At 63.7% G+C, this 19,252-nt stretch carries 14 protein-coding genes; 13 read left to right on the top strand and 1 reads right to left on the bottom strand.

The window, feature by feature from the left end; genetic code table 11:
- Window positions 1-41: 41 nt before the first annotated feature.
- The gene (locus ACO2TI_RS08630) at window positions 42-1,142 is read right to left on the bottom strand and encodes an MraY family glycosyltransferase (protein ID WP_423283592.1); all 1,101 of its coding nucleotides are present in this window, start codon (window positions 1,140-1,142) and stop codon (window positions 42-44) included.
- A 94-nt stretch (window positions 1,143-1,236) separates the two neighbouring features.
- Here ACO2TI_RS08630 and ACO2TI_RS08635 point away from each other — a divergent pair, with 94 nt between their 5' ends.
- The 13 genes from ACO2TI_RS08635 (at window position 1,237) to ACO2TI_RS08695 (ending at window position 19,242) form a co-directional block, all read left to right on the top strand.
- Window positions 1,237-2,712 carry a mannose-1-phosphate guanylyltransferase/mannose-6-phosphate isomerase gene (locus tag ACO2TI_RS08635; RefSeq protein ID WP_423283594.1) on the top strand — a complete coding sequence of 492 codons (1,476 nt, stop codon included), beginning with the start codon at window positions 1,237-1,239 and terminating at the stop codon, window positions 2,710-2,712.
- Window positions 2,709-3,782 (top strand): dTDP-glucose 4,6-dehydratase, encoded by a 1,074-nt coding sequence (gene rfbB / locus ACO2TI_RS08640; RefSeq protein WP_423283596.1) that lies wholly within the window; start codon window positions 2,709-2,711, stop codon window positions 3,780-3,782. Before ACO2TI_RS08635 ends, rfbB begins: the two co-directional genes overlap by 4 nt.
- Window positions 3,779-4,663 (top strand): dTDP-4-dehydrorhamnose reductase, encoded by an 885-nt coding sequence (rfbD, locus tag ACO2TI_RS08645; protein ID WP_423283598.1) that lies wholly within the window; start codon window positions 3,779-3,781, stop codon window positions 4,661-4,663. Before rfbB ends, rfbD begins: the two co-directional genes overlap by 4 nt.
- A gap of 19 nt (window positions 4,664-4,682) precedes the next feature.
- Window positions 4,683-5,567, top strand: coding sequence for a glucose-1-phosphate thymidylyltransferase RfbA (gene rfbA, locus ACO2TI_RS08650; protein ID WP_423283600.1), 885 nt, complete (start codon window positions 4,683-4,685; stop codon window positions 5,565-5,567).
- Window positions 5,564-6,115 carry a dTDP-4-dehydrorhamnose 3,5-epimerase gene (rfbC, locus tag ACO2TI_RS08655; RefSeq protein WP_423283602.1) on the top strand — a complete coding sequence of 184 codons (552 nt, stop codon included), beginning with the start codon at window positions 5,564-5,566 and terminating at the stop codon, window positions 6,113-6,115. The genes rfbA and rfbC overlap by 4 nt, the downstream gene beginning before the upstream one ends.
- A 69-nt stretch (window positions 6,116-6,184) precedes the next feature.
- Complete coding sequence (locus ACO2TI_RS08660) at window positions 6,185-6,997, top strand: ABC transporter permease (RefSeq protein WP_423283604.1); 813 nt, start codon at window positions 6,185-6,187, stop codon at window positions 6,995-6,997.
- Window positions 6,998-7,011: 14 nt separating this feature from the next.
- Window positions 7,012-7,695, top strand: coding sequence for an ABC transporter ATP-binding protein (locus ACO2TI_RS08665; protein WP_423283606.1), 684 nt, complete (start codon window positions 7,012-7,014; stop codon window positions 7,693-7,695).
- On the top strand, window positions 7,692-8,798 hold the full coding sequence (locus ACO2TI_RS08670) for a capsular biosynthesis protein (RefSeq protein ID WP_423283608.1): 1,107 nt from the start codon (window positions 7,692-7,694) through the stop codon (window positions 8,796-8,798). Before ACO2TI_RS08665 ends, ACO2TI_RS08670 begins: the two co-directional genes overlap by 4 nt.
- A 4-nt stretch (window positions 8,799-8,802) precedes the next feature.
- Complete coding sequence (locus tag ACO2TI_RS08675) at window positions 8,803-10,590, top strand: polysaccharide biosynthesis/export family protein (RefSeq protein ID WP_423283610.1); 1,788 nt, start codon at window positions 8,803-8,805, stop codon at window positions 10,588-10,590.
- A gap of 94 nt (window positions 10,591-10,684) precedes the next feature.
- Window positions 10,685-11,809 (top strand): non-hydrolyzing UDP-N-acetylglucosamine 2-epimerase, encoded by a 1,125-nt coding sequence (gene wecB / locus ACO2TI_RS08680; RefSeq protein ID WP_423283612.1) that lies wholly within the window; start codon window positions 10,685-10,687, stop codon window positions 11,807-11,809.
- A gap of 22 nt (window positions 11,810-11,831) precedes the next feature.
- The gene (gene wecC, locus ACO2TI_RS08685) at window positions 11,832-13,115 is read left to right on the top strand and encodes a UDP-N-acetyl-D-mannosamine dehydrogenase (protein ID WP_423283614.1); all 1,284 of its coding nucleotides are present in this window, start codon (window positions 11,832-11,834) and stop codon (window positions 13,113-13,115) included.
- A gap of 16 nt (window positions 13,116-13,131) precedes the next feature.
- Window positions 13,132-17,952, top strand: coding sequence for an FkbM family methyltransferase (locus ACO2TI_RS08690; protein WP_423283615.1), 4,821 nt, complete (start codon window positions 13,132-13,134; stop codon window positions 17,950-17,952).
- Window positions 17,953-18,003: 51 nt separating this feature from the next.
- Entirely contained in the window at window positions 18,004-19,242 is a 1,239-nt protein-coding gene (locus tag ACO2TI_RS08695; RefSeq protein ID WP_423283616.1) for a hypothetical protein, read from the top strand.
- Window positions 19,243-19,252: the final 10 nt, after the last annotated feature.

Raw genomic sequence — 19,252 nt, forward strand, 5'->3', positions numbered from 1 at the left:
GGATTATCGCCGCAGAGCCGGAAGCCCGGTCGGCGCAGGCCTCAGCGGCGAACGATCAAGGCGCGCGGGGTCTTGAAGCGCACGATGCGGGCATAGAGGACGACGTAGGTGACGCCGAACAGAACGATGAAGCAGCCGAGCACGCGGGAGTTGTCCCAGAAGACAACAGCAGGAACCACGGACATCATGCACAACAACCACAGATAGGGGGCAGTCATCGAGCTGCGTTGCGTCAGAGCCTTGGCATCCTCGCGGCCAACGGCCCACCGCAGCAGGCGACGATAGACAAGACTGTGCAGGTGGACTCCGTCCGGCATGCCAACCGCCCGGCCCTTTAGTACCCGACGCCGGTACATCGAGAACAGCGTTTCGAACACCGGATAGATCGACAGCAACAAGGGGAATAGCGGCGACACACGCGGATTGCGGCTTATCAGCAATATGCCGAGCTCGGCAACGTAGAAGCCAAGGAAGTAGGCGCCGCCGTCGCCCAAGAAAATCAGTCCGGCCGGAAAGTTCCAGATGAAGAAGCCAAGGGTTGCGCCGACGCCAACCAACCCGAGCAGCACGATCGAATGATCGCCAACCTCATACGCGACGTAGGCGATCGCCAACAACATCAGCATCACGCACATCGAGGCAAGGCCATTGAAGCCGTCAATGATGTTTACGGCATTGGCAATCCCCGCGACCACGAACACGGCCAAGAGCGCTGCACCAACGGAGCTAGCGGCGAGCGCGTCGAGCCCCCAGAGGTCGGTTCGTGCAATCGTCGCATCGAGTGCCCATACACCCAGTGCACCGGAGACGGCTGCAGCCAGCAGTCGCCACAGCGGGCGCACGCGCTTGGTAAGGTCCTCCGCAAAGCCCATCAGCAGCGCGGGAAGTCCACAGGCCAGCAGCGTCAGCGCCATGGCATCGAAGCTGCGCTGGCGCAGCCAATTGGAGTCGTCAACCACGAAAGCGCATGCCAACCCAAGGACAACCGCCAAGCCGCCAACGCGCGGCACCGGGCGTGCGTGAAACTTTTGCGGCCCCGACAAGTCGTGGTCGCCGGAGAACCGGCCATGGCGGCGCGAGGAGCGCACGATGATCAGGGCCATCGCGGCAGCCGCACAAAAGGACACCAAGAACAGGAGCATTCGGCCAGTGTAGTCAGTCCCCCTCGTCCATCTTTCCGCGACCTGCGCACCGGTATAGTGGCCGTTTGCCGGTTAAACGAAGCCCTTGGTGCCAATGTCAGTTCCGATCACCGTTGTTCCCGTCGTTCTTGCAGGCGGTTCCGGGACCCGCTTGTGGCCGCTCAGCAGAGCGCTCTATCCGAAGCAGTTTCTGGCGCTTCGTGGACCTCACACACTTTTTCAGCAAGCCTTGCTGCGCATCCTGTCACTCAAGGATCGGGGAAGAGCATTAGGTGCGCCTCTGATTGTCGGCAACGAGGAGCACCGCTTCATGGTGCTCGAGCAGCTGCGCGAGATCGGCATCGCCGACGCGCGGCTTCTGCTGGAGCCGCTGGGGCGCAACACGGCGCCGGCACTCACACTCGCTGCGCTGGCCGCGCTCGATGACGGCGGCGATCCGATTCTCGTGGTTAGCCCAGCCGACCACATCGTCACCGACCTAGATCGATTCGTTGATGCGCTGCTCGTGGCCGTTGATGCCGCGTCGAAAGGTAGCATCGTGACGCTTGGCGTCGTACCTGATCGGCCGGAAACCGGGTTTGGTTACATCCTCAGCGAGGGCGAAGGAATTGCGCGCCAAGTGAGCGCCTTCGTCGAAAAGCCGGACCTCGCTACGGCGCAACGCTACCTTGCCGAGGGCGGTTACGCATGGAACAGTGGCATCTTCGTGCTCAAGGCCTCGACGTGGATGGCGGCACTCGAACGCTTCCGTCCCGATATCGCCGCAACGACGCGTTCTGCATGGGCGAGTCGCGGCGTCGACGCCAGCTTCGTGCGGCCGGATCGCGCTGCGTTCGCGACCATCCCTTCCGAGTCGATCGACTACGCCGTAATGGAGGCGTGTCCGCGCAATCCGAAGGCGGGCTTCAGCGTCAAGCTGGTCGCCCTGGACGCCGGCTGGAGCGACCTCGGCGCCTGGGACGCCGTCTGGCAGGTCTGCGATCACGACGCGCAGGGCAACGCCTCTCACGGCGACGCAATCATCGAGGACAGCCGCAACACCTACATCCATGCCACGAGCCGGCTCGTCGGCGCAGTGGGGCTCGACAACGTCGTAGTGATCGAGACGCCTGACGCAGTACTCGTAGCAGATCGCGCACGCAGCCAAGATGTCAGGCACGTTGTCGCCAAGCTGCAGCGCGCCGCACGCGCCGAAGTCGACCTGCATCGCCGTGTGCACCGCCCCTGGGGTTGGTACGACAGCATCGACGCCGGACCGCGCTTCCAAGTCAAGCGAATCATGGTCAGTCCGGGCGCCTCGCTCAGCCTGCAAATGCACCACCATCGCGCCGAACATTGGGTGGTGGTGCGGGGGACGGCCGAGGTGACATGCGGCGATCACAAGCTGCTTGTCACGGAGAACCAGAGCACCTACATCCCGCTGGGCGAGAAGCATCGTCTGGCGAATCCGGGCAAGACCCCACTCGAGATCATTGAGGTCCAGTCGGGCAGCTACCTTGGAGAAGATGACATCCTGAGATTCGAGGACAACTATGGCCGCAGTGAGGGCACTTCGGAGTCATTGACTTGATTCTGGTCACCGGCGGTGCCGGCTTCATCGGCAGCAACTTCGTGCTTGACTGGCTGGCACATGTGGGCGAGCCAGTCGTCAATCTTGATGCGCTGACTTACGCGGGCAATCTGCGCAACCTCGAACCGCTGCGGCATGACACCCGCCACACTTTCGTGCGCGGCGATATCTGCGATCGAATGTTGATCGATCGCCTGCTGGCTGATCATCGGCCGCGCGCCATCGTTCATCTGGCGGCGGAGAGCCATGTCGACCGATCGATACAAGGTCCGTCCGCGTTCATCAGGACCAACATTGAAGGCACGTTTGCGCTGCTGGAGGCGGCTCGGGCGTATTGGTCGCGCTTGCCCGAACATGAGCAGCGGCTCTTCCGGTTCCACCACGTGAGCACGGACGAGGTCTACGGCTCGCTTGATCCGGACGCCTCCCCCTTCACCGAACGGCACGCGTATGAGCCCAACAGCCCTTATGCCGCCAGCAAGGCCGCCAGTGATCACCTGGTCAGGGCCTGGTATCACACGTATGGGCTCCCTGTCGTTACGACCAACTGCTCCAACAACTATGGCCCGCTGCACTTCCCGGAGAAGCTCATCCCACTCATGATCGTCAGGGCATTGGCCGGCAAGCCTCTCCCTGTTTACGGCGATGGCCTGCAAGTGCGCGACTGGCTCTACGTCAAGGATCACTGCAGTGCGATTCGAGAGGTACTTGCACGTGGTAGCGCCGGCGAGACCTACAACATCGGGGGACGGAACGAGCAGACAAACATTGACATCGTCCGGCACATCTGCGCGCTGCTCGACGAACTGCGGCCGGACCCGAGCGGCCCGTACGCCCGACTCATCACCCATGTGGCAGACCGACCCGGCCATGATCGACGCTACGCCATCGATGCCGGCAAGATCGAGCGCGAGCTCGGTTGGCGTCCCACCGAAACCTTCGAGACCGGACTGCGCAAGACCGTGCAGTGGTATCTAGCGAACGCCGAGTGGGTGGCCGACGTCCAGAGCGGCGCCTACCGGGACTGGCTTGCCGCCAACTACGCAGGCCGAGGTGACCACACGGCATGAAGCTGCTGCTGCTTGGTCACCGTGGCCAACTGGGATGGGAACTGCAGCGTTCCCTGGCCCCGCTCGGCGACATCGTCACGGCCGAGCGCCACGTCGCCGACTTCAGTCGGCCCGATCAGCTGGCCGCGCTCGTCAAGTCGCAGCGCCCCCGGATTGTGGTCAACGCCGCAGCCTACACGGCCGTCGATCGCGCGGAGAGCGAGCCGGAGCTGGCCCGCGCGGTCAACGCGCTGACGCCCGGCGCGTTGGCGCGCGAATGCGCAGCCATTGACGCCATCCTCGTTCACTACAGCAGCGACTACGTGCTCGACGGTAGCGGCAATACGCCGCGGGACGAGTCGGCGAGCACTGCCCCGCTCAATGCATACGGACGCACCAAGCTCGAAGGCGAGACGCTGGTCCGCGCAAGTGGCTGCCGCCACTTGATGCTTCGCACCAGCTGGGTCTACTCAGCGCGAGGGAGCAACTTCCCGAAGACAATGCTGCGGCTGGCCGCCGAGCGGGACCGGCTGACCGTCGTCGACGACCAGTTCGGTGCTCCAACCAGTGCTGAACTGCTGGCCGACGTCACGGCTCATGCCCTGAGCACCGTGCTGCGGCGGCCCGATCTGTGCGGTCTCTATCACGTCGCTGCCGGCGGCGAGACGAGCTGGCATGCGCTCGCCACCTTCGTGATCGAACACGCTCGCGCTGCCGGTGCACCGATCCTAGTCGCCGCCAACGCCATTGAAGCCGTTCATTCGGAGGCCTTCTCCACAGCGGCCAGGCGCCCGGCCAACTCGCGTCTTGACACGAGCCGCTTTCGGACGACATTCGGGCTGAACTTGCCCCACTGGCAGCGTGGGATGGAGCGACTGCTCGACGAACTGCTGGCGCGCTGAGCCAAGGGAGGCAGACACCATGCAACGAAGAGGCATCATTCTGGCCGGTGGATCAGGCACGCGCCTGCACCCGGCCACGCTGTCGATCAGCAAGCAGCTGCTGCCTGTCTACGACAAGCCAATGATCTATTACCCGCTGAGCACCTTGATGCTGGCTGGCATCCGCGACATCCTCGTGATCAGCACGCCACAAGACACTCCGCGCTTTCAGGCGCTGCTGGGCGACGGTTCGAGCTGGGGCCTCAGTTTGCACTACTGCGTGCAGCCAAGCCCGGACGGCCTTGCGCAGGCCTTTATCCTCGGGCGCGACTTCATCGGCGGGCACCCGAGCGCCCTGGTACTCGGCGACAACCTCTTCTACGGACACGGTCTGCAAGGACTGTTGCAGAGCGCCGCCTCGCGCGCCGCCGGGGCCACCGTGTTTGCCTATCGCGTGCAAGACCCCGAGCGTTACGGCGTGGTCACGTTCGACAAGCAACAACAGGCAGTCAGCATCGAGGAGAAGCCCAAGACACCGCAGAGCCACCATGCAGTCACCGGCCTCTATTTCTACGACGAACAGGTTTGCGACATCTCCGCGTCGCTGCGCCCGTCGAAGCGCGGCGAGCTGGAGATCACTGACGTCAACGCGCACTATCTCGCCCAGCGTCAGCTGAACGTGGAGATCATGGGCCGTGGCTTCGCATGGCTCGACACCGGCACCCACGACAGCTTGCTCGATGCCAGCCAGTTCATCGCCACGCTCGAGAAGCGCCAGGGCCTGAAGGTCGCCTGCCCCGAAGAAGTTGCCTTCAGATCGGGCTGGATCGACGCCATGCAGCTCGAGGCGCTGGCTCAACCGATGATCAAGAACGGCTACGGCCGTTACCTGATTCAGTTACTCAACGATTCGGCGGCCAAGTGAAGGTGATCCCGACCACCCTGTCCGAGGTACTGATCCTCGAGCCCACCGTGTTTCGCGATGAACGCGGCTACTTCCTGGAGAGCTTCAACCAACATGTGCTGGATGAAGCCTTGGGACAGCACATTGAGTTCGTTCAGGACAACCACTCGCGGTCTACGCGGGGCGTGCTGCGGGGACTGCATTTCCAGCGGGCGCCGCGCGCGCAGGGCAAGCTGGTACGCGTGTCGCAGGGACGAGTGTTTGATGTAGCCGTGGACGTGCGCCGCTCGAGTCCGAGCTTCGGTCACTGGACCGGCGTCGAGCTCAGCGAGGAAAATCACCGCCAGCTCTGGATTCCGCCGGGTTTCGCGCACGGCTTCCTGGTCCTGAGCGACAGCGCCGATTTCCTCTACAAGCTGACCGACTTCTATACGCCGGCCTTCGAGGCCAGCATTCGCTGGGACGATCCGGCAATCGGAATCCGCTGGCCGCTGGGCGCATCGATCCCGCGCCTGTCATCGAAGGACTCCGCCGCTCCAACTCTGGCGGAAGTTCCAGCATTCGACTGAGGCACTAGGTCACCGGCACGAAGCGTCAGCGGGCGTCAAGCACAATAGCGGGCTGCCGACCGTCCAGACATGTCTGCCATCGCCTCGACTGCTCCAACCCGAAAGCGCAGCCCGCTGAAGATCCAGCGGGCCGTGCTGTTGGCTCTGTTCATCCGGGAGTTGCGCACCCGCATCGAGGGCCGCTGGCTGGGCGCAATCTGGCTGTTGTTCGAGCCACTGGCCCATGTGCTCTTTATCCTGACCTTGTTCGGGTTCCTGCGCCACACCGCATCGACCACGGTCGAGTTTCCGGTGTTCCTAGTGACCGGCCTGCTGCCGTTCTTCATTTTTCGCAACGTCACGCTGCGACTTGCGGACGCCATCGGCGCAAACAAGGGGCTGTTCTCCTATCGACAGGTTAAGCCGATAGATACCTTGTTCGCGCGGGCGCTGGTGGAGACGCTGCTGTATTCGGCCGTCTATGTCATCACGCTGTCGGGTCTAGGCTGGGCCGGTTTCCATTGGTTGCCGTGGGCGCCGCTGGAACTGATGGGCGTTCTGCTGATGTTGGTTCTGATGGGCATGAGTCTAGGACTCGTGTTGGCCGTCGTGACTTTCGACCGTCCCAAGGCCCGCTCGATCGTCGGCCTGATATTCCTGCCTTTGTATATCAGTTCCGGAGTCATCTTCGCAGTCCACAACTTGCCTGGAGAAATAAGGCAGTACCTGCTCTGGAATCCTGTTCTTCATCTGATTGAATCTTCGCGCGGCTTCTTCATCGAGAGTTATCGCCCGATGCCGGGTGTGAATCTTTTCTTTCCGCTCAAGGTCATCCTGATCCTTTCCGCGTTGGGTCTCAGCCTTTACCGCGTGAATAGACAACAGCTAATCGCGCAGGGCTAGGCGCCAGGACCAGCATGATCGAGCTGCGCAACTTGACGAAGTGGTATCCGTCGCCCAAGGGACGACGGTATGTCTTCAGGAACCTGAACTTTGTGTTTCCCGACCGGGTGAATATCGGACTGATTGGCCGCAACGGTGCGGGCAAGTCGACCTTGATGCGCCTGCTGGGCGGCATTGATTCGCCGAATGAAGGTTCGGTCATCACCGACGCCAACATCTCCTGGCCGGTCGGCCTGGGCGGCGGCTTCCAGGGCTCGCTCAGTGCTCGCCAGAACGCACAGTTCGTCTGCCGCATCTACGGCGCCACCGGCGCTGAAATGCGCCGAAAGATTGCCTTCGTCGAGGAGTTCGCCGAGATCGGAGAGTACTTCGACTTGCCCGTGCGCTCATATTCCAGCGGCATGCGATCGCGAGTCGCATTCGGGCTGAGCATGGCCTTCGAGTTCGACTACTACTTGATCGATGAGGTAATGGCCGTCGGCGACGCGCAGTTCAAGTCAAAAAGCCAGACCGTCATTCGGGATCGGCTCGCCAAATCGAACCTGATCCTCGTCTCGCACAGCATGACCGACATTCGCAAGTACTGCGACGTGGTCGTGTTCGTCGACAAAGGGCAAGCAACGCTGTACGAGGACGTTTCCGAGGGCATCGCCGCGTACATGCAGGAACACCCGAAAAGAAAGCAACGAATCGCATGAACCAACTCAAGGCGCTCACGCCACGGCGCTTGAAGATTGCTTTGCTGGCAATCCCCGTGGCGCTGGGCATCGTGTACTACGGCCTGATTGCATCCGCGCGCTACGTCAGCGAGGCCACCGTCGCGCTGCAGCGCGCCGGCAACGACGGCAGCGCCATTCCGGGCGCGGCACTGCTGCTCGCAGGGATCAATCCGCAGTCGCGCGAGGACACCCTCTACCTGAAGCAGTACATCCACTCGCTCGCACTTCTCACCAAGCTCGAGGAGCGGCTCCAGTTGCGAAAGCACTTCTCGCAGCGCCGACTCGACCTGGCCGTGCACCTGTCGCCAGAGGCGAATCAGGAGGAGTTCCTCGAGTATTACCGCCAGCGCGTTGACGTTGTGCTCGACGACCTCTCTTCGACGCTCACGGTGCGCGTGCAGGGGTTCGATGCGGATTTCGCACACCGCGTCAACCAGGCCATTCTCGAGGAGAGCGAGCGATTCGTGAACGAGCTCTCGCACAAGCTTGCGCGGGAGAAGCTTTCGTTCGCCGAAGGCGAGCTCAAGTTGGCGGGCGAGCGACTCCAGCAGGCCAAGGAAGACGTGCTCAAGTTCCAGGCCAAGAACCGCTTTCTGGATCCCACGATCCAAGCGCGCGCCAGCGGTTACGTCACGGCTGAACTACAAACGCAGATCACCAAGTCGGAGGCCGAGCTCGGCGGCCTGCGCGCCTTCCTCAACGAGGACGCCTACCAAGTGCGCGCGCTCAAGGCTCAGATCGCCGCGCTCAGGTCTCAACTGGAGTCCGAGCGCGAGCGCGCCACGGCCAGCGGCAAGAAGGGCGACCGCCTGGGTGAACTCGCGGTCGATTTCAAGGCGCTCGAGTTACAAGCCGAGTTCGCGCTCGACGCCTACAAGCTCTCGCTCGCGGCGGTGGAAAACGCGCGCATCGAGGCGACGCGCAAGCTCAAGACCCTCTCCGTGATTGAGCCGCCCACGCTGCCGCAGAGCGCGGCCTACCCCCGCCGCCTCTACAACTTGGCCACGCTCACCGTGGCCTGCCTGCTGCTGTATGCCGTGGCCCGGCTGATCTTGGCCACCATCCGCGAACATCAAGACTGACGCCATGAGTCCGCATGCCACCCCACGTTCGCCCGCCATGCGAGTTCGCGCCCTGGCCGCGCTGATTCTCGCGGTCGGATCAATGTTCGGCCTGCCCGTTTCGGCGCAGATAACGAACAGCACCGGCAGCTACCCGTATGGCACCAGCCCTCGCGGTATGACCGAGATCCCCACGACACAGCCAGTGCGGGATCCCAAGGCCCTCATTGACGCCGAGGCCCGCGCGCGCGCCGCTCAGGGAACCGCCGGGGCGGCAGTGGTTCCGGGCATGAACCCACAGCCGCTGCCTCCCGATCCGGCCACCTCGCTCAAGCCGCTGATGTTCGGCTCGCAGATGTTCTCGGGTCGCTTCGCGGCCACAGCATTCAGCGGCTTCAACCCGGACCAGCAGATCGCCGTCGGCGATCGCATCAGCGTCCGCATGTGGGGTGCGTTCAATTTTGAAGCCACGCAGGTGGTCGATGCGCAAGGCAACGTCTTCGTTCCCAATGTTGGGCCCGTCAACGTCCTCGGCGTGCGTAACGCCGATCTGAACGGCATCATAGAAATCCAGGTCAAGAAGACCTATCGCGCAAGCGTCGGCGTCTATGCCACGCTCGAAGCGGCCCAGCCAGTCAAGATCTACGTCACGGGCTTCGTGCGCGCGCCCGGACTCTACGGCGGCCTCTCGTCCGATTCGGTGATCGCTTACCTCGACCGCGCCGGCGGAATTGATCCCGACCGAGGCAGCTATGTCGAGGTTGACGTGCTGCGCGCCGGCAAGCCGTACGCCAAGGTTAACCTGTACGACTTCCTGCTCAACGGCCGCATCGAGAGCCTGCAACTGCACGACGGCGATACGCTCGTCGTCGCACCGCGCAAGTTCACGGTCACGGTCGGCGGCGAGGTGCTGAACCCTTACATCTTCGAGTTCGGGCGCCCCGCGGTGACAGGTGAGGAACTCCTCGCGGTCGCCCGCCCCCGTCCGGGCGCAACCCACCTCAGTGTCGTGCGCAAGCTCGGCGCGGATCACCGCAGCGAATACCACGCCATCAGCGAAGCCGCCGCCGTCACGATCCAGGACGGCGACGAGGTGACTGTGACCAGCGACAAGTACCCGGGAACCATCCTCGTGCGCATCGAAGGCTCTCATCTCGGCGAGCGCACGCTGGTCTTGCCCTACGGTTCGCACTTGAAGGACGCGCTGGCCCGCATCAGGCCCGCGCCGCAGTCGCGCCTGGAGGCGATCCAGCTGTTTCGCAAGTCGGTCGCGACCCGCCAGAAGGATTTGATCGAGGCGTCGCTACGCAGTCTGGAAACCTATGCACTCACGGCTCGTTCGGCGACGAGCGAGGAGGCGGCCCTGCGCAGCCGCGAAGGCCAGCAAATCCTCGAGTTCATCGACCGCGCCCGACAAGTCCAGCCACGCGGACAAGTCATCCTCGGACAGAACGGCGATGTTGGGAACACGCTCCTGGAAGACGGCGATGTGCTGCGCATTCCAGCCCAGAGCAATCTCGTCCTCGTCAGCGGTGAGGTCCTGATGCCCACGGCCTTGGTGTTCGACGCCCGCGCCTCGGTCGACGACTACATCGCCCGTTCGGGCGGTTACACCCAGGGTGCCGACAAGGCCAAGGTGCTCGTCGTGCGCCAGGACGGCACCGTAGTCATGGGCACTCAGGTGGCACTGGCCCCAGGCGATGAACTGATGGTGCTGCCAAAGATCGAGACCAAGAGCGTCGAGATCACGCGCGGCATCACCCAGATCATTTACCAGATCGCCGTCGCGGCGAAGGTCCTGTTCGACCTTTGATCCTTTGCCCGATGAACGAAAGGGCCGCGTCGGCGGCCCTTTCGTCATTTGAGACAATCCGGCGCAGCTGCGCCGACCTGCCTACAGGGAGAAAATGAAAGTTCTGACAGTCTTCGGGACTCGACCAGAAGCCATCAAGATGGCTCCGCTGGTCAAGCATCTCGAGTCCACGCCTCAGATCGAGAGTCGCCTCTGCGTCACGGCCCAGCATCGGCAAATGCTCGATCAGGTGCTCGAGCTGTTCGAAATCCGGCCCGACCATGACCTCAACGTGATGCGACCCGGCCAGGACCTCTACTCGATCACGAGCGAGATCCTGCAGACGATCCGTGCCGTCTACGAAAACGAGCGGCCCGACGTTGTGCTGGTCCATGGCGATACCACCACGACCTTTGCGGCCACGCTCGCGGCGTTCTATCAGCGCATTCCAGTCGGCCACGTGGAGGCGGGTCTGCGCACAGGCAACCTGCACTCACCGTGGCCGGAGGAAGCCAACCGCAAGTTGACCGGCGCGCTGGCGCGGTTCCACTTCGCCCCGACGGAGGCCTCGCGCGACAATCTGCTGAAGGAAAACGTCTCCCCCGGGCATATCGTCGTCACGGGCAACACGGTGATCGACGCGCTGATGAGCGTGCGAGCCAAGCTCGACGCATCGCCCGAGATGAGTGCTGCGCTCGCGCAGCGCTTCCCGTTCCTGCGTACCGGCGCGCGGCTGCTGCTCATTACCGGCCACCGCCGCGAGAACTTCGGCGATGGTTTCCAACGCATCTGCCGGGCCATTGCCAAGCTCGCGCAACGATACCCAGACATGGACCTCGTTTACCCCGTCCACCTCAATCCGAACGTGCGCGAGCCCGTTGGTCGACTCTTGTCAGGTATCGAGAATGTGCACCTGATCGACCCGCAGGACTACCTGCCGTTCGTATACCTGATGACCCGCGCCACTGTGATCCTGACCGACTCGGGCGGCATCCAGGAAGAAGCTCCAGCGCTCGGCAAGCCGGTGCTCGTGATGCGCGACACGACCGAACGACCCGAAGCCATTGCTGCCGGTACCGCGCGTCTGGTCGGCACCGACGAAGCCTCGATCACCGATGGCGTGAGCCTGCTGCTCGATGATCTTGCCGAGTACGAGCGCATGGCGTTTGCCCACAATCCCTACGGCGACGGCCGGGCGTGCGATCGCATCGTGCAAAGCCTGCTGTCGCTGCGCAGCTGAACGCCGGTTGGCGCTGAACCCCATGAATCCAACGAATCAAGCGGAAACCTTTTCCACGGTCTCGATGATCGGGCTCGGCTACATCGGCCTGCCGACCGCGGCGATGTTCGCGGCGCGGCGCACGAAGGTTGTCGGCATCGATATCAATCAGCATGCGGTCGATACCATCAACCAGGGTCGCATCCACATTATCGAGCCCGAACTCGACATGATCGTGCACAGCGCCGTCACCGAGGGATTCCTTCGCGCAACGACTCGGCCCGAACCGGCCGACGCGTTCTTGATTGCCGTTCCGACGCCGTTCCAGGGGGATCACGAACCGGATGTCAGCTACGTGAAGGCGGCGGCGGAATCCATTGCACCGGTGTTGCGCAAGGGAAACCTCGTTGTGCTGGAGTCGACTTCGCCCGTTGGGACGACCGAGCAGATGGTGCAGTGGCTCGCCGCAGCACGACCCGACCTGCGTTTCCCGACGCCAGGTGCCGACCGGATTGACGTCAACGTGGCCTATTGCCCCGAACGCGTACTGCCTGGCCACGTCGTGCGCGAACTCGTGGAGAACGACCGCATCGTGGGGGGCCTGACCGCGCAATGCTCCGAGCGCGCCGTCGCGCTGTACAGGACCTTCGTAAAGGGGGACCTGCTCGTCACCAACGCGCGTACAGCCGAAATGTGCAAGCTGACGGAGAACTCGTTTCGCGACGTCAACATCGCCTTCGCCAACGAGCTATCGATCATCTGCGACAAGCTCGGCATCGATGCCTGGGAACTGATCCGCCTGGCCAACCGGCATCCGCGGGTCAACATCCTGCAGCCGGGTGCCGGCGTCGGTGGGCATTGCATCGCCGTCGACCCGTGGTTCATCGTCGACAAGACGCCCGACGAGGCCCGGCTCATCAGGACGGCCCGCGAAGTCAACGACGGCAAGCCTGCCTGGGTGCTCGAAAAAGTCGCGCAGGCGGTTCGCGACCGCCTCGCCGCCGAGGGGACCGGTTCCGCATCCGACCTGCGCATCGCCGTACTGGGCCTCGCGTTCAAACCCAACATCGACGACCTCCGCGAAAGTCCGGCGCTTCATATCGCCGAGAACCTGCTCAATTCGACCTCCGCCAGGCTGTTGGTGGTCGAGCCCAACGTCACGAGTCTGCCGCGCACGCTGGCGGCAGCCAGGCTGACCGATCTAGACCAGGCACTCTCCGAGGCCGATGTCGTCGTCGTCCTCGTGGCCCACCGCGAGTTCCAGGGACTCGCGGCACGCCTGCGCCCGCAGCAGTCGGCTGTCGACGCGGTCGGCGTCCTGAAGTGACCACCGCCTCCACCCGATGAGCATCACCCAGCGCCCGGTCTCGACGCAGCCCGCACCCGCTGCGCCGCTCGTGCTCGAACTGTCGGTCGACGAGCGCCCGTATCGCATCGTGCTGCCGCACGCCGGCACCGACTACATCCAGAAGAAGCTGGCCACCGATCGCACGCCCTACGAGCAGGAAATGCTCGAAGACATCCGCAGCCGCGTCGCGCGCGGTGGCCTGGTGCTGGACATCGGCGCCAACATCGGCAATCACACGCTGTTTCTCGCGGCGGTGGCCGGGTGTCGGGTGGAATCGTTCGAGCCGAATCCTCAGTTGTGCGCGGCCCTGCGCGAAAGCATCGAGCTCAACGGGCTCGTCGGCCAGGTGCAGCTGCACGAGACCGGACTTGGCCGCAGCGCCGGCATGGCGCGCTTCGGCGTGGACACACCGGAGAACCTCGGTGGGCAGCACCTTGCCCTGGGCGAGGGCGAGCTGAAAGTGAGCATGCTCGACAGCTTCTCGTTCGGCCAGCGGGTCGACGTGATCAAGCTGGACGTCGAGGGCATGGAGATCGACGTTCTCGAAGGGGGCCGTTCGCTGCTAGAACGTGACCGCCCGCTCGTCTATGTGGAATGCGGCACGGAGGCGCACTACCGGCGCATGTCGCGGTGGATGGCCGCGCTCAACTACACCTACTGGGACACCTTCAACGCGACGCCGACGCATTTGTTCATTCCCGCCGAGCGACTAAGCGTGGAGCAGCGGCTGCAACACCTCCAGGCCAAATCGGCACAGAACGACTACAAGTCGAATCAACTGCTCCGCGAGATCCGGCTGCGCATGTCACAGGCGCAGGAAAAGGAGCGCGAGGCCCGAGCAGCACTGTCGGCCGCGCAGGCCAAGGAGCAGGAGGCGCGACTGTCGTTGACGAATGCGCAGACCCGCGAACGCGAAATTGAAAGCGCCTTGCAGGCGGCCCAACGCGGGGAACGCGACGCACACGAGCGCCTCAGCACACTTGCAAGCCAGCTGCAGGCGACCGAGCAGCGACTCGCCGAGGAGCAGCGCCGCCTGCGCGAGCAGACCGATGACCTTCAAGCGCGCCTGTCCGCCGCGCAAGTCAGCCACGCAGCCGTGCAGGCCGAACTCACACTCGCGCAAAAGGCTGTTGCCGACGTACAGAAGCTCGAGGAGCGCGCCAAGACGCTGCAGCGTGCGCTCGATCAATCCAAGCTCGCGACCCAGAAGCTCACCCGCACGGTTGAAGTTCGCGAAGTCCGCCTGGCCGCCACTGAACGACGCGAAGCCGCGCTGACCGAACGCCTGGAACGCACTCGCGAAACTGCGGCATTCCAGGTCGGCCAGGCCCTGGTCGCCGCCGGCCGCTCCGTGGGTGGTGCGGTGCGCCTGCCGATGCGACTGCTGCGCATCTATCGCGACGTCAGGAGACGACGCGAGCGGCGCGCATCGCAGGCCGAAGGCAACGCGCCTGCATCGCTGGCACCGCCGTCTCCAAGCATGCGGCGGTCGGTGTCTTCCGCACGCGCCGCCGTTGCCAAGGGAGCGGCGCCCGGCGCGGCCGCGCGCGTGACGTTGCCCGAGGCCACGCCCGAGCCCGCCACCCTGCCCCGGCTACCGGAAACGCTCAAGGGCCTGCGCGTCGCAGCCATCATGGATGAGTTCACGCACCACTCGTTCGCATCCGAGTGCGAGTTGCGGCCCTTGCGCATCGCCGAATGGCGCTCGCAGGTCGACGAGTTCCGGCCCGACCTCGTGTTCATCGAATCGGCCTGGCGTGGGGCTGAGGGCGACTGGTCACTGAAGATCAGCAATCCCTCCGAGGAACTCGCCGCGCTCATTGCCTGGGCTCAGGCGCAGCGGGTGCCAACAGTGTTCTGGAACAAGGAAGATCCGGTCCACTTCGGCGGTTTCCTTCATGTGGCCCGATCGGTCGACTACGTCTTCACGACCGACATCGACTGCATCGCGCGCTACAAGCGAGAGGTCGGCCACGACCGCGTCTACCTGCTTCCATTCGCCGCCCAGCCGGCCTCGCACAACCCGATCGAGCGGTTCCCGCGCGATGACGCGTTCTGCTTCGCCGGCTCGTACTACCTCAAGTACCCCGAACGCCAGCGCGACTTCCGCAGCCTTCTCGACGTGGTGAAGGAGCTCAAGCCCGTAGAGATCTTCGACCGCAATTTCGGCAAGGCGCATCCGCACTACGAGTTTCCGCCGGAGTACCAGCCCTACATCGTGGGCAGCCTGCCTTTCGACCAGATCGACAAGGCCTACAAGGGCTACCGCTACGGCATCAACATGAACACCATCAAGCAGTCGCAGACGATGTTTGCGCGACGGGTGTTCGAGCTGCTGGCCAGCAACACGGTCGTGGTGAGCAACTTCTCGCGCGGCATGCGGCTGATGTTCGGCGACCTCGTCGTGTCGTCCGACGCGTCGAGCGAAATCCGCCGCCGCCTCGCGACGCTGAGCGACGACGTCACGCTGAGAAAGTTCCGTCTCGCAGGGCTGCGAAAGGTGATGGCCCAGCACACCTATGCCCACCGGCTCGCCTACATTGCCGAGAAGCTTGGCGGCCCTGGGTTGGCGGCGCAGCCCGCGACGCTATGCGCCGTCGCGTTCCCTCGCAATGCCGATGAAGCCCGCGCGCTGGCGGTGGACTGGCAGCATCAGTCCCTCGAGGGCGTGACGCTCGCCCTGGTTGGTCCTGTCGTGCCGGTCGATCTGCTCGGCGAACGGATCCAGCACGTGCGTGACGTCGCCGCGCTCGGCGCGCTGCCGGCCTACGCGGGCGCCGACTGGATTGCCCCGCTGAGCGTCGCTGACTATCACGGCCCGAACTACCTGCTCGACCTTCACCAGGCCACGAGCTACTGCGAGGCCCAGGCGATCGGCAAGGCAGCTCACTTCCGCGCCACGGCAGACGGTGTTGCCCTGGTCGACGGCGAACTCGCCTACCGCAGCACGGAGCGACTGCCCGTTCGCGCCGGGGTATTGAAGCGGGCACGCTTCCAGGCGCTGGACATCCGTGACGCCGACACGCTCGACGCTGCCACGCTCGAAGGCGAGGGCCTGATTGCCATCGACGAGTTCAACTATGCGATGGGTACCGGCTGCGCACCGGCAGCCGCGATCCGCCAAGCAGTTGACGATCTGCCAGGCCTGCGCGTCGGCCTCGACGCCACCCGCGAGCTGCTGCCACGCGCCGAACGCATTGCAGCAGCAACCCAACCCGACGCAGGCACGGATGCCGCGTCCACGCCTGGCTTGTCGGCCGAGCAACTGGCCGAATTGCTGCCCGGCAACAGCGGTGCAACGCTGGCCGACGGCGAGCTGAAGCTTGATGTTGCGGTACCCGAGGGCAAGCATCGCTACGTCTATCTCGACCGCGTGTTCACGCGCGCCGAACTCAACCTGGAGATGAACAGCCGCTTCCAGCTGCTGTGCACTCACGCTGAGTCGCTCGAAGTGCGCACCGTGTTCGAGTTCCTGGACGAGAAGCAGCAGAAGGTTGGCCACGCGATGAACAAGGCCGGCGAGGCGTTCTCCCTGCCGATCCCGGCGCGCTGCAGCTTCATGCGCGTGGGCCTGCGCATCGTCGGGCACGGCACGCTGCGCATTGCAAAGCTAGTGCTCGCGGATCTTCGCGAACGACCGACAGTGCTGGTCGGAACGGCGCACAAGCTCGTCCTGCTGAAGCAATACCCCAGCTACGATGATCTCTACAAGTACGGCTTCGTGCATAGCCGCGTCCGGGCATATGCACGCGCCCGCATGCTGACGGACGTGTTCCGATTCAGCCCCGACGAGCCCTGCTCCTTCAGGGAGTTCGAGGACGTCGACGTCATCCACGGCGACCGCGATCTACTCGATCTTGCCCTGTCCAGTGGCAGCTGTGATCACGTCCTGGTCCACCTGATGGACCGGCAGATGTGGGAAGTCCTACAGCGTCACATTGACCGCGTTCGTGTGACCGTCTGGATGCACGGAGCCGAAGTCCAGAGCTGGCAGCGGCGCGCCTTCGAGTTCGAACGCATGGACGAAGCCGAGGTCGAGCGCCAGAAAAAGCTCAGCGAACAGCGGGTCACGTTCTGGCAGGAAGTGCTGGCACACCCGCATCCCAACCTTGATCTAGTCTTCGTGTCGAAGCATTTCGCGGGCGAAGTAGCAGAGGATCTCGGCCTCGACCTGTCGACGGTGCGTCACTCAATCATTCACAACTTTGTCGACGCGGAGTTGTTCCCGTACCGCGCCAAGTCGCCGGAGCAGCGCTTCAACCTGTTGGCCATTCGACCGTTCGTGAGCCGCAAGTACGCCAACGATTTGCTAATTGCCGGGATCTTGGAGCTTGCAAGGCGGCCAGGCTTCGAGCGATACCGCATCACCATCGTCGGCGACGGCGAGGAGTTCGAATCCGCTCGCGCTGCATTGGGCACCTATGCCAACGTCGAAATGATTCAGCGCTTCGTCACGCAACGGGAGATCGGCGAGCTGCACATGCGACACGGCATCTTTCTGTCGCCGACACGCTGGGACTCGCAGGGTGTGAGCCGTGATGAGGCGATGAGCTCAGGGCTGGTGCCAATCAGTCATGCGGTTGCGGCCGTGCACGAGTTCATGGACAACCAGTGTGGGGTGCTCGTTCCCGCGGAGGCGGTCGCTGCGATGGCTGATGCGATCAGCGGCCTCGCCGACGATCCGCAACGGTTCCTGCGTCTATCTGCGGCCGCCTCGGCTCGGGTCGGGCACCAGGCCGGATTCGAGGCGACGATTCGTCGCGAACTGGCATTGTTGTCGCCCGCAGGCTATGGGGATACCTCAAGCAGGCATTGACGGATCGTGAGTAGTTCACCGCACCAAGATCGGCAAGCGAAGGCGCCGGACTTGCCTCGCCCCATCTCGGCAATCTCCGTGCGCCTCAAAGTCGACGTCGCCGGCCTTGAGGTCAGCCTGTCCATGCCGGCTACCGCGACGACGCAGTTCGCCTTCTATCTATTCCGTGGGAATCAACGGGTCGCTCAGACTGAGTACGGCCCAAGGCCGTCCACGCGCTTTGCAATCCCGAACATTCCCGGCTGGTACCGTGCCGTGGCCTTTGTCAAGAACAGGGCAACCGGAGCGATCGAGCGCATCAGCGGGGCGCCGCGTCGTTTTCCGGAATCAGGCGAGTACGATCCGGATCAATGGCGGGTGCCTGTCCATGAAGCACCTACGACAGCCACGCTCCGAGCAGTCGATGGTCTTCATCGATTCCTCGGCGAAGGCACGACCAGCCTCGACTTTCTGCTGCAGGACTTCGAGCGCCTGGCTCATGCTCCGGCCGTGCTTGTTTGCTTCAACGGCGCCATCTCGAAGCGCCAGGAAAAGATAGGCCCGTTCTTCGCAGGCACCGGCATTGCGCGGCGCCTCGGTCTGCCGGTCATCTGCGTTGCTGATCCGACCGTGACGCGGGCACGTGACATTGCGCTCGCCTGGTATGCGGGTTGCGATGATCACCCCCATCTATCTCGTACGATCGGACGCCATCTAAGCGAAGTGTCCGCGCAGATGAAGCGACCTCTCGTGCTGATGGGCGGGTCGGGCGGAGCATTCGCCGCACTGTCCGTCGTGAGACACGTCGAAGGACCCGCAGCGGTCGTGGCGTGTAATCCGCAGACGGCTATTCATCGCTATTACCGGCAGAGCGTGATCAGATATTTCGAACGCGCCTTCCCTTCCATTGCGCGGAGCTTCCGCCTGGAAGCACCGGAACAGCAGACACCCGAACAGCTCCGCGATGCACTGGCTACGGCCGGAGTTTTCGAGGAACTCGCCGATACGGCCGACTCGGGCAAGTTCCGCTCGATCATTCTGCAGAACGCCCACGACTCCCATCATGTAAACCGTCACCTGAAGCCCTTGATGACGGCTGTCGGCGCCGAATGGTCGGGATCTAACTCGGCACATTGTGGTGACGAGTTCGGCTCCTGGCTTGGCCGCTGGGGCGAAGGTCATGTCGCCCCACCCGCCAGCATTCTCGAACCCGTTGTGCTAAAGGTGGTCGCCAACGAGAGCGTTCGAAGCATCATTAGCGGTCTTGAAGCGAATCATGGAATCGCCTCGCCGGGGGCAAATTGGACATAACGTCCGTGCA

The organism is Caldimonas sp. KR1-144 (genome assembly GCF_049446155.1).
Classification (GTDB): domain Bacteria; phylum Pseudomonadota; class Gammaproteobacteria; order Burkholderiales; family Burkholderiaceae_C; genus Rivibacter.